Here is a 12,198-nt window from a genome sequence, read left to right on the forward strand (position 1 = left end):
TAGGGAGATCGACCATGCGCCGCTGTATTCTCGCTGCAGTCGTCACCGCGCTGCTGGTCGTGCCGGCCACCGCACCGCGGGCGCAGCAGGGCGCGACCGTGTTCGCCGCCGCGAGCCTGAGCGACGCGCTCCGCGTGCTCGGCCAGGACTGGGCCGCGCGCGGCAACCCGGGGCCCCGCTTCTCCTTCGCATCCTCCTCCGCGCTCGCCCGGCAGATCGAGCAGGGCGCGCCGGCCGACCTCTTCGTGTCGGCCGACGAGGCCTGGGCGAGCTACCTCCAGGAACGGAACCTGCTCGTGAACGCCACGCGGACGAGCCTGCTCGGCAATTCGCTGGTCCTCGTCGCACCTGCCGACGCTGCGACGACCATTACCCTCTCACGCGGCACCCTCGCGCGCGGCACCGATCTCGTCGCCCTGCTCGGCCCCGCCGGGCGCATCGCCACGGGCGACCCGGCGCACGTGCCGGTCGGCCGTTACGCGCGGGCAGCGCTCACCTGGATGGGACAGTGGGAGGCGATCGCGCCGCGGCTTGCGAGGGCAGACAATGTCCGCGCCGCGCTGCTGCTGGTCGCGCGTGGCGAGGCACCGCTCGGCATCGTCTATGCCACCGACGCGGCGGCAAGTGCCGGCGTGCGCATCGTCGGCACTTTCCCCGCAGAGAGCCATGACGCGATCACCTACCCCTTCGCGCTGACGCGCAGGGCGGAAGGCAACGCCGAAGCGCGCGCCTACCTGGCCTTCCTCACCGGGCCCGAGGCAGCGGCGACCTGGCTGCGCTTCGGCTTCACCTTGGCACGCTGAGCGGATGCTCGCGCCGGAGGAGTGGCAGGCGGTTCGCCTCAGCCTTGAGGTCGCGACGCGTTCCGTCGCGGTTTCGCTTCTGCCCGCCATCGGCGTCGCCTGGCTGCTGGCGCGGAGGCGGTTTCCGGGCCGCGCGCTGGTCGATGCGCTCGTTCACCTGCCGCTCGTCGTGCCGCCCGTCGTCGTCGGCTGGGGGCTGCTCATGCTGTTCGGCATCCGCGGGCCGATCGGCGGGCCGTTGCATGACTGGTTCGGCGTGCGGCTGGTCTTCACCACCGAGGGCGCCGCGCTCGCCACAGCGGTGATGTCGTTCCCGCTCATCGTGCGTTCCGTGCGGCTCGGCATCGAGAATGTCGACCAGGGGCTCGAGGCGGCGGCACGCACGCTCGGCGCCGGGCCGGTCGACCGTTTTGTGACCGTGACGCTGCCGCTGATGTCACCGGGCATTCTCGCCGGCGCGGTGACGGCCTTCGCCGCAGGGCTCGGCGAGTTCGGCGCCGTCATCACCTTCGCCTCGAACATTCCCGGCGAGACGCAGACGCTGCCGCTCGCGATCTACAGCGCGACACAGACCCCAGGCGGCGAAGCGACGGCGGCGCGGCTTGCCCTCGTTTCCTTCACGCTCGCGGTCTCCGGCCTTCTGCTGGCCGAGGTGATCGCACGGCGGATGCATCTCTGGCTCGGTCGCGGTTGATGCCGGATGTCATGCTGCGGCACAGCTTCGGCACCGACGGGTTCGCGCTCGACGTCGCGTTCCGCGCCCCGGCCGAGGGCGTGACCGCGCTGTTCGGACCATCGGGCTGCGGCAAGAGCACCATCCTCGCTGCCATCGCCGGCCTGCTGCGGCCGCGCGAGGGGCGCATCGCGCTCGATGGCACCGTGCTGCTGGACACCGCGCGCGGCATCGCCGTGGCGCCCGAGCGGCGGCGCTGCGCCGTCGTGTTCCAGGATGCGCGCCTCTTTCCCCATCTCAGTGTCGAAACGAACCTTCGCTACGGCCTTCGCCGCGCCCCGCGCGACGCCGAGGGGCCAGGCGTCGATGAGGTGGTGGCGCTGCTTGGCATCGGGCATCTGCTGGCGCGCCGTCCTGGCCGACTGTCGGGGGGCGAGCGACAGCGCGTCGCGCTCGGCCGCGCGCTGCTGGCACGGCCACGGCTGCTGCTGATGGACGAGCCGCTCGCGGCCCTCGATGCCGCGCGGCGGGCGGAGGTGCTGCCCTTCCTCGCGAGGCTGCGCGATGCCGCATGCCTGCCGATCCTCTACGTGACGCATGCGCTCGACGAGGTGGATGCGCTTGCGGATGAGCTCGTGCTGATCGATGCAGGCAGGGTCGTTGCCGCAGGACCGGTCGAAGCGCTAACGGCGCGCACCGACCTGCCGCTTGCCGGCAGGCGCGATGCCGGCGTGCTTCTCACCTGCACCGTGGCCGAGGCAGCCGCGGGCCTCACGCGGCTCGCCTTCCCAGGCGGCATGCTCACGACGACGCTTCACACAGGACCGGCGGGAACGCGGGTGCGGCTGCGGCTTCGCGCGCGCGACATCGCGGTCGCCATCGCCGAACCGCGCGGGCTTTCGACGCAGAATATCCTGCCCGCGACGCTGGCCGGGATCATGCCGTCGGGCGACGCCGACGAAGTGTTCCTCAGCCTCGCCCTCGGCCCGACGACGATCCTCGCGCGCGTGACGCGCGTGAGCGTGGCGCGGCTCGGCCTCACCCCCGGCATGCCCCTCTGGGCGCTGATCAAGGCCGTGACGTTCGATCACCGCGCCGTCCCCGCCCACATTGCCGATTGTGATGCTAGGCTCGGCCGATGACCCGTGATCGCACTCCCGAAGCGCCAGGCAAGGGCGTTCTCAGCCTCCGCATCGACCTGCCGCAGGGCCGGATCGGGCCGGGCAAGATCGCCCTGCTCGAGACGATCGATCGCGAAGGCTCGATCTCTGCTGCCGGCCGCGCGCTTGGCATGAGCTACAAGCGGGCGTGGGACCTCGTCGACGCGCTGAACAAGCTGATCGGCACCCCGGCGGTCGAAGCAAGCCCGGGCGGCTATCGCGGCGGCGGCGCGACGTTGACCGATGCCGGGAGGAGCCTGGTTGCCGACTACCGGGCCATCGAGCGCGCCGCCCAGCGTGCCGCCGAGCCGCGGCTCTCGGCGCTGATGGACCGCATGCGCACCTGATCCGGCCGAACGCGGGCGCGGACAGTCCGTTGCTGCATCAGAATGGCAGCACGGTCGTCGCCCGATCGGTGATGCGCCGCGCCATCTCGGGCGGCTGGGCCGGCCGCACACCCTCGATCAGCGCCTCCGGCCCGACGCCGGCGTTGGGGAGATAGAGGGCGCACACCTCGGTGCGCACGCCGGCGCGCACCATGCCGGCAAGCATCGCGGCAGGCGTTGCGTTCATCGGGCGCAGCGGCACAGCGGCCGGCGATTCGCGCCGCGCAAGATCGGCCGCGGGGCCGCAGAGCATCACCTCGACCGTGGCACCCTGCTGGCGCATCGCGTTCAGCAGCACGAAGGCCATGCCCTGGACCTGCGGCTCGGCCGTGGTGACGAGGGCGAGAACGCGCTGGGCGTCCTGGGCGGAAGCCGGCAGGGCGGCGGCAATGAAGGCGCCGGCGAGCAGCGTCAGGGCGGCGCGAGAGAGTGGCGTGCGGGCCATCGAAACGATCTCCTGTTCTGAAATCGGAATGGTTGGGGGGACGCGGGATCAGCGCTGCGCCACGCAGGGGGGCGGCGCGCAGTACGTCGGTACAGCGGCTCGAGGATGGTGCGTACCTCGGCGCTCGCCATGCGGCGGTAGATCGTCTGTCCCTCGCGCCGGGTGTCGACCAGGGCGAGGCCGGGCATTCGCGCCAGGTGCTGCGACAGCGCAGTCGGCAACAAGCCGACGAGCTCCGCGAGCTGCCCGACCGATTTCTCGCCCTCGATCAGATGCCAGAAAGCCAGCAGGCGCTTGGGGTTGGCCAGCGCCGCAAGGAGGCGCGCTGCACCCGCGGCCTTTGCGTCCATGCCGGCGAACACGGCGTCGTTGATCCTGCTTTTCACGTTGACATCTTAGTATATTCGCAGATATGAATTCAACATCAAATGCGACGTCAACCAGAAAAAAGGACCACGCCAATGACCAATGTCGGATCGACCGATCGCACCCTTCGTCTCATCGTCGGTGCTGCCCTGCTCGTGGCGCCCTTCCTGCTCGCCGAGAGCTTCGCCGCCCTCGGTCCCTGGCGCTTCGCGGTGGCCGCCGCCGGGGCGGTGATGATCGGCACCGCCGTGTTCCGCTTCTGCCCGGCCTACTCGCTCTTCGGCATCCGCACCTGCCCGGTGAGCAAGGCCTGACATGACGGGAGTGCAAGCGATGGGGGCTGAGATGACCGCGACAGCGTTCACGCCGCTTGCCGCACTGATCGGGGGCGGCATGATCGGTGCCGCCGCCGTGGCACTGCTCGTAACCACCGGCCGCATCGCCGGGATCAGCGGCTTCGCGGCCCGGCTTCTGCCGCCCTATGCCGATGGCGGACTCTCGGGCCGGCTTGCCTTCGTGCTTGGCATCATCGCCGCGCCGCTTGTGGTGATGGTCATCTCGGGCACGGCACCGGTGCCGCACATCGCGGCGGGCGCGCCGGTCCTGGTGCTCGCCGGGCTGCTGGTCGGCTTCGGCGCGGTCTGGGGCAATGGCTGCACCTCGGGCCACGGCGTATGCGGCCTCGCGCGGCTCTCGGTCCGTTCGATCGTGGCGACCGCTGTCTTCATGGCGACGGCGATCGCCACCGTTTTCCTCACCCGCCACCTGCCCTGAGGCACCGATGGTCATTCTCGCCCAGTTCGCCGCAGGCCTGCTGCTCGGCCTCGGCCTCATCGTCTCCGGCATGGCCGATCCGGCGAAGGTGCTCAACTTCCTCGATCTGGCCGCGATCGCCACGGGCGGGTGGGACGGCAGCCTTGCCGTCGTGATGGCGGGCGCGGTCGGGGTTGCCTTCATCGGCTTCCGACTGGTGCTGCGCAGGCAGCGCCCCCTCCTCGCGGATGGCTTCCACCTGCCGACGGCGCGCGGGATCGATGCGCGGATCCTGGCCGGCCCTGCGGTGTTCGGCATAGGCTGGGGGCTCGCCGGGTTCTGTCCGGGCCCGGCACTGACCGCGCTGGCCACCGGCGGCGCGCGGGCGTGGCTCTTCGTCGCCGCCATGTTCGCCGGCATGGCAGCGGCGCGGTGGCTCGCGCAACGCGAGACAACCCCGCCCCCTGTCGCGCGCGGGGCCTGACGCCGCCAGAACAAAGGGAGGAGACGCCAATGGCCGCCATCTCACACCCGGTCGATCTCTCGCTGAAGCCCGCCGTCACGGCCTTCTTCGACGCACCGACGAACACGATCAGCTACGTCGTGAAGGACCCTGGCTCGAACGCCTGCGCGGTGGTCGACTCGGTGATGGACATCGACTACGCCGCAGGCCGCATCACCTACGCGAGCGCTGACGCGATCATCGCCCACATCAGCGAGCACGGCCTCACGCTCGAATGGCTGATCGAGACGCATGTGCACGCCGACCACCTGTCTGCCGCGCCCTACATCCAGGGCAGGCTGGGTGGGAAAATCGGCATCGGCGAGCAGATCACCGTCGTGCAGGAGGTGTTCGGCAAGGTGTTCAACGAGGGCACCGAGTTCCGCCGCGACGGCAGCCAGTTCGACCGCCTGTTCAGGGACGGCGACAGCTACATGATCGGCGGCATGCAGGCCGTCGTGCTGCACACGCCAGGCCACACGCCGGCCTGCATGACGCATGTCATCGGCGACGCCGCCTTCGTCGGCGACACGCTGTTCATGCCCGACGGCGGCTCTGCCCGCGCCGACTTCCCCGGTGGCGATGCACGCACACTCTACCGCTCGATGCGGCGCATCCTCGACCTGCCGAGCGAGATGCGCCTTTTCATGTGCCACGACTACGGCCCGAACGGCCGCGAGATCGCCTGGGAGAGCACGGTCGCCGAGGAGCGCGCGCACAACATCCATGTGCGCGACGGCATCGGCGAGGACGCGTTCGTCGCGATGCGCGAGGCACGCGACCGAACCCTCGCGATGCCGCGCCTGATCCTGCCATCGCTGCAGGTGAACATGCGTGCGGGCGCGCTTCCGCCGGCCGAACCAAACGGTCGCATCTTCCTGAAGCTCCCGATCAACGCGCTTTGACGACGCCGCGCGGGGGAGCGATGCGCCGGCTCGCCTCGCTCCTGCCGATCCTTGACTGGGCACCGCGCTACAGCCGCGCCGAGGCGGTCGCCGATCTCCTCGCGGCGGTGATCGTCACCATCATGCTGGTGCCGCAGAGCCTCGCCTACGCGATGCTCGCAGGCCTGCCGCCGGTCGTCGGGCTGTACGCGTCGATCCTGCCGCTCGTCGCCTACGCGATCTTCGGCACGAGCCGCACGCTTGCCGTCGGGCCCGTCGCAGTCGTGTCGCTCATGACCGCTGCGGCGGTGGGCCCGATCGTGGCGGCGGGGATGGCTGACCATGTCACGGCCGCGATCACTCTTGCCTTCCTCTCGGGCCTCGTGCTGCTCGCAATGGCCGTGCTCCGCCTCGGCGTGCTCGCGAATTTCCTGAGCCACCCGGTCATCTCAGGCTTCATCACCGCCTCGGGCATCCTGATCGCAGCCGGGCAGACCAAGCACATCCTTGGCATCGCCGCCGCGGGCGAGACACTGCCGGAGATCATGCGCGGCCTCGCGCAAGGCGCCACCGAAACGAATTTCGCCACCCTCGCGATCGGTTCGGCAGCAGCCGCGTTCCTGTTCTGGGCACGACGTTCGCTCAAGCCGCTGCTGCTCCGCGCTGGGCTCGGGCGACGGGTGGCTGACCTCGTCGCGAGGGCGGGTCCGCTCGCGGCGATCATCGTCTCGATCCTCGTCGTGCCTGCGCTTGGCCTCGACAGCGCAGGCGTGCGCATCGTGGGCGAGATTCCGGCAGGCCTGCCGCCCTTCGCCTGGCCCAGCCTCGACGCCAGCCTCTGGCGCGAACTGCTGCCGGCCGCAGTGCTGATCAGCCTCGTCGGCTTCGTCGAATCGGCCTCCGTCGCGCAGACGCTCGCGGCCAAGCGGCGGCAGCGCATCGTTGCCAACCAGGAACTGATCGGCCTTGGTGTGGCGAACATCGCCGCCGCCGTCTCGGGTGGCTATCCCGTCACCGGCGGCTTCGCACGCTCGGTCGTGAACTTCGATGCTGGCGCGGAAACGCCTCTTGCCGGCGCGCTGACCGCGATCGGCATTCTCGCAGCAACCCTCTTCCTCACGCCGCTGTTCCGCTACCTGCCGCAGGCAGTGCTGGCAGCGACCATCATCGTCGCGGTGCTTTCGCTGGTCGACCTCGCCGCGATCCGCCGCACCTGGACCTACTCCAAGGCGGATTTCGCGGCGATGGCCGCGACCATCACGCTCGTGCTGCTGGTGGGCGTCGAGGCCGGAATCGTCGCAGGCGTTGGGCTGTCGCTGCTGTTCTTCCTCTGGCGCACCAGCACGCCGCACATCGCGATCGTGGGCCAGGTGCCGGGTACGGAACATTTCCGGAATGTCGAGCGGCACAGCGTGATCACCTCGCCCGACCTGCTGTCCATCCGCATCGACGAGAGCCTCTATTTCGCGAACGCCCGCTTCCTCGAGGACCGCGTGCTGGCCGAGGTCGCGGCACGGCCGGGCCTTCGCCACGTCGTGCTCATGTGCTCGGCGGTCAACATGATCGATGCGAGCGCACTTGAGAGCCTTGAGGCGATTGCCGACAGGCTTCACTCCGGCGGCGTCGGCTTCCACCTTTCTGAGGTGAAGGGGCCGGTGATGGACGCGCTGAAGCGTTCGGACTTCTTCGACCATTTCCGCGGTCTGGTGTTCCTGTCGCAGCATGCGGCGATGACGGCGCTCACCGGCGCGAAGGAGCAACAGCCGACGGCCGAGCCCACAATTCCCGCCACCCTCCCGTGACCTGGCCGCCGGCCACGGTGCAACACCTCACTCGACTATGCACTGGTATACCATGATGTCTTTTGCAGCACCTCCGTCGTGGAGGCATCCGCGTGACTTGTCCGACCCCGTGAGAACCCACAGGATTGCAGCGCTGCGCCGGTCCATCGTGGCCACTCTGCAGCATGAACTCACCCGTGATCCCGATCGTCTGGAATGACCAGATCATCGCCGTTTCCCGCACGATCGACGGTTTCGTGATCGATCCATTCGAGATGAACCACGGGATGGGGCGTCTCCGCAAGGGATGAGCCCGTTTGCGCGCCCCGTCGCCGGCCGGCTCGGCCAGGCCGTGCTGACGGCCTGGGTTCTCGCCACACTCTGCTTCGCGATGACGCGCGCCCCCAGGCGACACGGCGCTCCGCGTCGCCGCTGCGCGCATGGGCGAGGACAGGATGACGCATGACGCAGCCGAGCGCATCCGGCGCGAGGAAGGGCTCGACCGGCCGGTCCGCGTGACGATGCCGCAATGGTCGTTCCCTCGCACCGACCTGCCGCGCGAGACGATCTGCCGCCAGCTCGCCCTCGCCATTCGCGACGAGGTGATGGACCACCACGCCGACCGTGCCGATTACCTGCGCAGGACCGTCGCCTGCTTCCGGCTGGCGGCATCCGGCGTGCGCGACGAGGCGCAGATCCACCCACACGTGCTACTCGGAATTCAGCGACATCATTGTGAGCATCGCCGCGATCGACGCTGACGTGATCTCGATCGAGACGGCGCGCAGCGACATGGAACCGCTCCAGGCCTTCCGAGATGGCGGGGCGGCTGCGCCGCGCCACCAGCCGCGTGCCGGCCGAGCGCCTCTGGGTGAACCCCGATTGCGGGCTCAAGACGCGCAACTGGGCGGAGGTGAAGCCCGCGATGCGGAACCTCGTCGCCGCGGCGCAACTGCTTCGTAGCGAACTCAGCTGATCGCACAGGCTCCGCCGCCGCGCGCGGCGGAGCCGCTACGCTGCGCGGGCCAGCAGCCGGCGCGGCGTCTCGACCAGGAGCGTGGCGATCTCACCATCCGTGAAGCCGCGCGCCTGCATCATCGGCACCACGTTCGCGAGCATGTGCGCATAGCCATGGCCGCCGAAGGCGGCCAGGCGCGCCTTGGTGCAGATGTCCTGCGAGATCAACAACCGTCCGCCGAAGCCGGCATCGATCAGGCCGCGGACGTATCGCAGGCGCGCGCCATCGTTCGGCAGATCGACAGATGCAATCCAGTACCGCGTCGTCTCGATGCCGAAGAAGTCGAACTCCAGCACCGCGCCGAGCGCGGCGATGCGGATCATCGCGTCGAGCGAGAACAGCGTGCGGTCGATATGGCCGAGGACGAGGCGATCGGGCGCGAGCCCCTCTCCGGTCGCGATGTCAACGATCTCGCGCAGCGCCGCCTCGTCACGCCCCGGATGGACGGTCAGCGCGAGGCCGGTGCGCGCGGCGACCCGTGCGGCAGCGACCAGTGCGCGGCGCTCGAAGGGATGCAGCGGCCAGGAGCAGCCGATCTCGCCGATGATGCCGGCCCGAACATCGGTGCCGGCGATCCCCGTCGTCACCGCCGCTTCGATGCGCGCGGCGAGCGCATCCTCGTCCAACGCCAACGTCTCCGCATTGAGATAAGGCGTGATGTAGGTGCCGCAGCCGGCGATGACGCCGACGCCAGAGGCCTCGGCGATCCGGCGGAGGCCTTGAGGGTCAGGCGCGATGCCGTCGATCGTGAGCTCGACCACATGCGTGCCGCCAGCCGCACGGAACGGCGCGAGTTCGCGTGCGGCCAGCGCGGGATCGTCGAGAACGTGGTTCCCCGGATGCTGCTCCGGTCGATAAAGCGCAGCGAAATGCGTCTCGAGCGTCACCGGCCGGTGCGGCACGCCGCGCATCTCCGGCAGGGTGATGTCGCACAGCAGGTGCTCGTGCATCAGCGTCGGCCCGATTGCCGACGCTGGCACGGCACCGCTGACGGTCATGACCCAGCCGGGCGGGGCAAGGCCGCCGACGCTGATCACTGCGCGGCGTTCAGCAGCGCGACGGGGGGCTTGGCACCGCCGACCCGGAACAGCGCGATCGGGTTGTCGCGCACCATGCGGACAATTTCGGCCTCGGAGAAGCCGCTGGCCTCGATCGCGAGGATGAAGCTCCGGAACGATTCGACCGGCAGCGGCAGAACGCTGATGCCGGCATCGCTCGAGAGGATCGCGCGATCCCCGGCTGCGCGCACGCCCTCGGCCATCGCCGCAAGGCTCTGCGCGCCAGCGGTGTGCTTCTCCTTGTCGGCGTGCGTCAGCCCGATCTGGCCGGCGAGCGAGACGAGGAAGTACGAGAACTCGGCATAGCCGCCGGCAGCGACGATGGCGCGAATGACCTCGGGGGCATAGCGCGAGCAGTGGGTGCGCACGCGGGTGAGGCCGCGCGCACGTGCCGCCTCGACAAGCCGCACCGCCTCAGGCCCGGACACGTGGCCGCAATCGAACACGGCATCCGCCTCGGCGCAGAGGTCCATGATCTCGGGCAGCGGATCGGGCATCGGGCCTGTCTCGGGGATGGCGAGGCAGGTCTCGATGAAGGCGGGGCTGCGCCCCTCGGCGCGGGCGACGTGGCGGGTATGGTGCGTGGGTAACGAAACGAACCGCGCGCCCGTGTCGCCGCCGTAGCCGTAGCGCAGCGCCGAGCGGGCAGCCTCTGCGTCAACGCCGCCGGCGATGGGCTGCATGATCAGCCCGCCGAACACATCGACACCGAGATGGCCAAGCTCTGCCATCGCAAGGGCGGCGTAGCCGGAGGAGTTCGCGAAATTGTCCATCAGCCCGAGCCCGACCATGCCCGCCGCCGCCGCCTGGCGCACGGCATCGAACACCGTAACCGAGCGGCCGTTGATGTGCGGGCAGGCATGGATGTGGCAGTCGACGCCGCCGCGGAGATAGGCGGCGCCCGGTTGCGTGAACCCAGTCATGGTCGGCTGCATCTCGGCCTCCTTGCCCTTCGGGTGATGAACTCAATGCCTCAGGATCTTGGTCACGAAGTCACGCGCGCGCTCGGTCCTTGGTGCGTCGAACAGCTCGGCCGGCGGGCCGGTCTCGATCACGCGGCCGCGGTCCATAAACAGCACGCGTGACGACACCTCGCGCACGAAGGCCATCTCGTGGCTGACGACGAGCATGGTCATGCCGTTCGCAGCAAGCCCTCGGATCGTGTCGAGCACCTCCGTCACGAGCTCTGGGTCAAGCGCCGACGTGATCTCGTCAAGCAGCAGCACATCGGGCTTCAGCGCCAGCGCGCGCGCGATCGCCACGCGCTGCTGCTGGCCGCCCGAGAGCTGATCAGGATAGGCACCGTGCTTGTCGCCGAGGCCGACGGTGTCGAGCAGCCGCTTGGCGTCCGCCATCACCTCGGCCTTCGGCCAGCCCTTCACCTTCAGCGGCGCGATCGCGACATTGTCGAGCGCGGTCATGTTCTGGAACAGGTTGTACTGCTGGAACACGATGGCCAGCCTGTCGCGCACCCCGCGCACTGCCGCGCGCGAGGTGTAGTCGACGGCGCTGCCATCGAGCGCGATCCGGCCGGCCTCCGGCGGCACGAGGCCGACGAGGCAGCGCAGCACGGTGCTCTTCCCCGATCCGGATGGGCCGATGAGGCTCACGATCTCGCCACGCTCGAGCGAGAACGACACGTCCTCGAGGACCCGCGTGCCGCCGTAGCCTGCGCTAAGCCCGTCGATGCTGAGGAACAAGCCGCCTCTCCACACTGGCCCCGAGGCGGGCGACGCCCCAGGAGATGACGAAGTAGATCACGAGGATGGTGCCGAAGGCGATGAGCGCCGAGAAGCCGCGCTGGTTCAGCTGCCGTGCGGCGAAGGTGAGCTCGAGAACGCTGATCTGGGAGGCGAGCGAGGTTGCCTTGATCATGCCGACGAGGCCGATCGTCATCGGCGGCAGGATCACCGGCCAGGCCTGCGGCAGCACGGTGAGCCGAAGCGTCTGCAGCGGCGAGAGGTTCATCACCTCGGCGGCGTCCCACTGGTTGGGGTGCACCGACTCGATCCCGGCACGGAAATTCTCCGCGAACAGCGAGGAGGCGCGCAGCACGATCGCGATCGTGCCGACGGCGAGCGCGTGCAGGCTGAAGCCGAGCAGCTGGAACGTGAAGAACACGAACAGCAGCAGCACGAGAACGGGGATGCGACGGAACACCTCGACGAACAGGATCGCGAGCCACCGCAGTGGTGCGACATGCACGATCCGCTCCGCCCGCGTGACCGCCAGGCCAAGCCCGAACAGGAGGCCGAGCCCACAGCCGGCGAAGGCCATCACCAGCGTGTTGCCCACGGCGGTGGCGAGGAACACCATGTTCCAGTAGGTGAAGAAGCGCGGGGCCTCGGCGATGAGCGTGGCGAACATGG

At 69.6% G+C, this 12,198-nt stretch carries 17 protein-coding genes and 1 pseudogene; 12 read left to right on the forward strand and 6 right to left on the reverse strand.

From position 1 onward, the window contains the following. The first annotated feature begins 14 nt into the window (after positions 1 to 14). Genes modA through Q0C38_RS02615 form a run of 4 tightly spaced genes read left to right on the forward strand, consistent with a single transcriptional unit; the run spans position 15 to position 2,983 of the window. Positions 15 to 803, forward strand: coding sequence for a molybdate ABC transporter substrate-binding protein (gene modA, locus Q0C38_RS02600; protein ID WP_291295495.1), 789 nt, complete (start codon positions 15 to 17; stop codon positions 801 to 803). Between the two features lie 4 nt (positions 804 to 807). After that, positions 808 to 1,497, forward strand: a complete 690-nt coding sequence (gene modB, locus Q0C38_RS02605) for a molybdate ABC transporter permease subunit (RefSeq protein ID WP_291295496.1) — start codon at positions 808 to 810, stop codon at positions 1,495 to 1,497. Continuing rightward, on the forward strand, positions 1,497 to 2,618 hold the full coding sequence (modC, locus tag Q0C38_RS02610; protein ID WP_291295497.1) for a molybdenum ABC transporter ATP-binding protein: 1,122 nt from the start codon (positions 1,497 to 1,499) through the stop codon (positions 2,616 to 2,618). Before modB ends, modC begins: the two co-directional genes overlap by 1 nt. Continuing rightward, a complete protein-coding gene (locus Q0C38_RS02615) occupies positions 2,615 to 2,983 on the forward strand; it encodes a winged helix-turn-helix domain-containing protein (protein ID WP_291295498.1) in 369 nt (122 codons plus the stop codon). The genes modC and Q0C38_RS02615 overlap by 4 nt, the downstream gene beginning before the upstream one ends. 37 nt (positions 2,984 to 3,020) lie before the next feature. Here the strand turns inward: Q0C38_RS02615 and Q0C38_RS02620 are convergent, their stop codons facing one another. Continuing rightward, positions 3,021 to 3,467, reverse strand: a complete 447-nt coding sequence (locus Q0C38_RS02620) for a DsrE family protein (RefSeq protein WP_291295499.1) — start codon at positions 3,465 to 3,467, stop codon at positions 3,021 to 3,023. After that, positions 3,434 to 3,853 (reverse strand): metalloregulator ArsR/SmtB family transcription factor, encoded by a 420-nt coding sequence (locus Q0C38_RS02625; RefSeq protein WP_291295500.1) that lies wholly within the window; start codon positions 3,851 to 3,853, stop codon positions 3,434 to 3,436. Before Q0C38_RS02625 ends, Q0C38_RS02620 begins: the two co-directional genes overlap by 34 nt. A 75-nt stretch (positions 3,854 to 3,928) precedes the next feature. On the opposite strand from Q0C38_RS02625, the gene Q0C38_RS02630 reads away from it, so the two are divergent. The 8 genes and pseudogenes from Q0C38_RS02630 (at position 3,929) to Q0C38_RS23305 (ending at position 8,729) form a co-directional block, all read left to right on the forward strand. Next, a complete protein-coding gene (locus tag Q0C38_RS02630; RefSeq protein ID WP_291295501.1) occupies positions 3,929 to 4,147 on the forward strand; it encodes a DUF2892 domain-containing protein in 219 nt (72 codons plus the stop codon). A gap of 31 nt (positions 4,148 to 4,178) precedes the next feature. Further along, positions 4,179 to 4,607 carry a YeeE/YedE family protein gene (locus Q0C38_RS02635; protein WP_291295502.1) on the forward strand — a complete coding sequence of 143 codons (429 nt, stop codon included), beginning with the start codon at positions 4,179 to 4,181 and terminating at the stop codon, positions 4,605 to 4,607. 7 nt (positions 4,608 to 4,614) lie between these two features. Then, entirely contained in the window at positions 4,615 to 5,070 is a 456-nt protein-coding gene (locus Q0C38_RS02640) for a DUF6691 family protein (RefSeq protein WP_291295503.1), read from the forward strand. A gap of 29 nt (positions 5,071 to 5,099) precedes the next feature. After that, on the forward strand, positions 5,100 to 5,993 hold the full coding sequence (locus Q0C38_RS02645) for an MBL fold metallo-hydrolase (RefSeq protein WP_291295504.1): 894 nt from the start codon (positions 5,100 to 5,102) through the stop codon (positions 5,991 to 5,993). A 20-nt stretch (positions 5,994 to 6,013) separates the two neighbouring features. Then, complete coding sequence (locus tag Q0C38_RS02650) at positions 6,014 to 7,774, forward strand: SulP family inorganic anion transporter (protein WP_291295505.1); 1,761 nt, start codon at positions 6,014 to 6,016, stop codon at positions 7,772 to 7,774. Between the two features lie 164 nt (positions 7,775 to 7,938). Next, the gene (locus tag Q0C38_RS02655; RefSeq protein WP_291295506.1) at positions 7,939 to 8,064 is read left to right on the forward strand and encodes a hypothetical protein; all 126 of its coding nucleotides are present in this window, start codon (positions 7,939 to 7,941) and stop codon (positions 8,062 to 8,064) included. 144 nt (positions 8,065 to 8,208) lie between these two features. After that, the gene (locus tag Q0C38_RS23300; RefSeq protein WP_408870001.1) at positions 8,209 to 8,514 is read left to right on the forward strand and encodes a hypothetical protein; all 306 of its coding nucleotides are present in this window, start codon (positions 8,209 to 8,211) and stop codon (positions 8,512 to 8,514) included. Beyond that, a pseudogene (locus Q0C38_RS23305) lies at positions 8,489 to 8,729 on the forward strand (hypothetical protein). The gene Q0C38_RS23300 and the pseudogene Q0C38_RS23305 overlap by 26 nt, the downstream one beginning before the upstream one ends. Positions 8,730 to 8,764: 35 nt before the next feature. Here the strand turns inward: Q0C38_RS23305 and Q0C38_RS02665 are convergent. Genes Q0C38_RS02665 through Q0C38_RS02680 form a run of 4 tightly spaced genes read right to left on the reverse strand, consistent with a single transcriptional unit; the run spans position 8,765 to position 12,196 of the window. Next, on the reverse strand, positions 8,765 to 9,769 hold the full coding sequence (locus Q0C38_RS02665) for a phosphotriesterase (RefSeq protein ID WP_291295507.1): 1,005 nt from the start codon (positions 9,767 to 9,769) through the stop codon (positions 8,765 to 8,767). A gap of 35 nt (positions 9,770 to 9,804) precedes the next feature. Next, positions 9,805 to 10,764 carry a DUF6282 family protein gene (locus Q0C38_RS02670; protein ID WP_291295508.1) on the reverse strand — a complete coding sequence of 320 codons (960 nt, stop codon included), beginning with the start codon at positions 10,762 to 10,764 and terminating at the stop codon, positions 9,805 to 9,807. Between the two features lie 30 nt (positions 10,765 to 10,794). After that, complete coding sequence (locus Q0C38_RS02675; protein ID WP_291295509.1) at positions 10,795 to 11,529, reverse strand: amino acid ABC transporter ATP-binding protein; 735 nt, start codon at positions 11,527 to 11,529, stop codon at positions 10,795 to 10,797. Continuing rightward, complete coding sequence (locus Q0C38_RS02680; RefSeq protein ID WP_291295510.1) at positions 11,504 to 12,196, reverse strand: amino acid ABC transporter permease; 693 nt, start codon at positions 12,194 to 12,196, stop codon at positions 11,504 to 11,506. Before Q0C38_RS02680 ends, Q0C38_RS02675 begins: the two co-directional genes overlap by 26 nt. Between the last annotated feature and the right edge of the window lie 2 nt (positions 12,197 to 12,198).

Source organism: Elioraea sp. (assembly GCF_022842375.1).
GTDB lineage: Bacteria > Pseudomonadota > Alphaproteobacteria > Acetobacterales > Acetobacteraceae > Elioraea_A.

Bases quoted from the DNA above. Each gene is read 5' to 3' on its own strand.
- Q0C38_RS02620 (WP_291295499.1), bottom strand. From the start codon at position 3,467: ATGGCCCGCACGCCACTCTCTCGCGCCGCCCTGACGCTGCTCGCCGGC.
- Q0C38_RS02640 (WP_291295503.1), top strand. From the start codon at position 4,615: ATGGTCATTCTCGCCCAGTTCGCCGCAGGCCTGCTGCTCGGCCTCGGC.
- modA (WP_291295495.1), top strand. From the start codon at position 15: ATGCGCCGCTGTATTCTCGCTGCAGTCGTCACCGCGCTGCTGGTCGTG.
- modC (WP_291295497.1), top strand. From the start codon at position 1,497: ATGCCGGATGTCATGCTGCGGCACAGCTTCGGCACCGACGGGTTCGCG.
- Q0C38_RS02670 (WP_291295508.1), bottom strand. From the start codon at position 10,764: ATGCAGCCGACCATGACTGGGTTCACGCAACCGGGCGCCGCCTATCTC.
- Q0C38_RS02665 (WP_291295507.1), bottom strand. From the start codon at position 9,769: ATGACCGTCAGCGGTGCCGTGCCAGCGTCGGCAATCGGGCCGACGCTG.
- Q0C38_RS02615 (WP_291295498.1), top strand. From the start codon at position 2,615: ATGACCCGTGATCGCACTCCCGAAGCGCCAGGCAAGGGCGTTCTCAGC.
- Q0C38_RS02650 (WP_291295505.1), top strand. From the start codon at position 6,014: ATGCGCCGGCTCGCCTCGCTCCTGCCGATCCTTGACTGGGCACCGCGC.
- Q0C38_RS02645 (WP_291295504.1), top strand. From the start codon at position 5,100: ATGGCCGCCATCTCACACCCGGTCGATCTCTCGCTGAAGCCCGCCGTC.
- Q0C38_RS02630 (WP_291295501.1), top strand. From the start codon at position 3,929: ATGACCAATGTCGGATCGACCGATCGCACCCTTCGTCTCATCGTCGGT.
- Q0C38_RS02635 (WP_291295502.1), top strand. From the start codon at position 4,179: ATGACCGCGACAGCGTTCACGCCGCTTGCCGCACTGATCGGGGGCGGC.
- modB (WP_291295496.1), top strand. From the start codon at position 808: ATGCTCGCGCCGGAGGAGTGGCAGGCGGTTCGCCTCAGCCTTGAGGTC.
- Q0C38_RS02680 (WP_291295510.1), bottom strand. From the start codon at position 12,196: ATGTTCGCCACGCTCATCGCCGAGGCCCCGCGCTTCTTCACCTACTGG.
- Q0C38_RS23300 (WP_408870001.1), top strand. From the start codon at position 8,209: ATGACGCATGACGCAGCCGAGCGCATCCGGCGCGAGGAAGGGCTCGAC.
- Q0C38_RS02655 (WP_291295506.1), top strand. From the start codon at position 7,939: ATGAACTCACCCGTGATCCCGATCGTCTGGAATGACCAGATCATCGCC.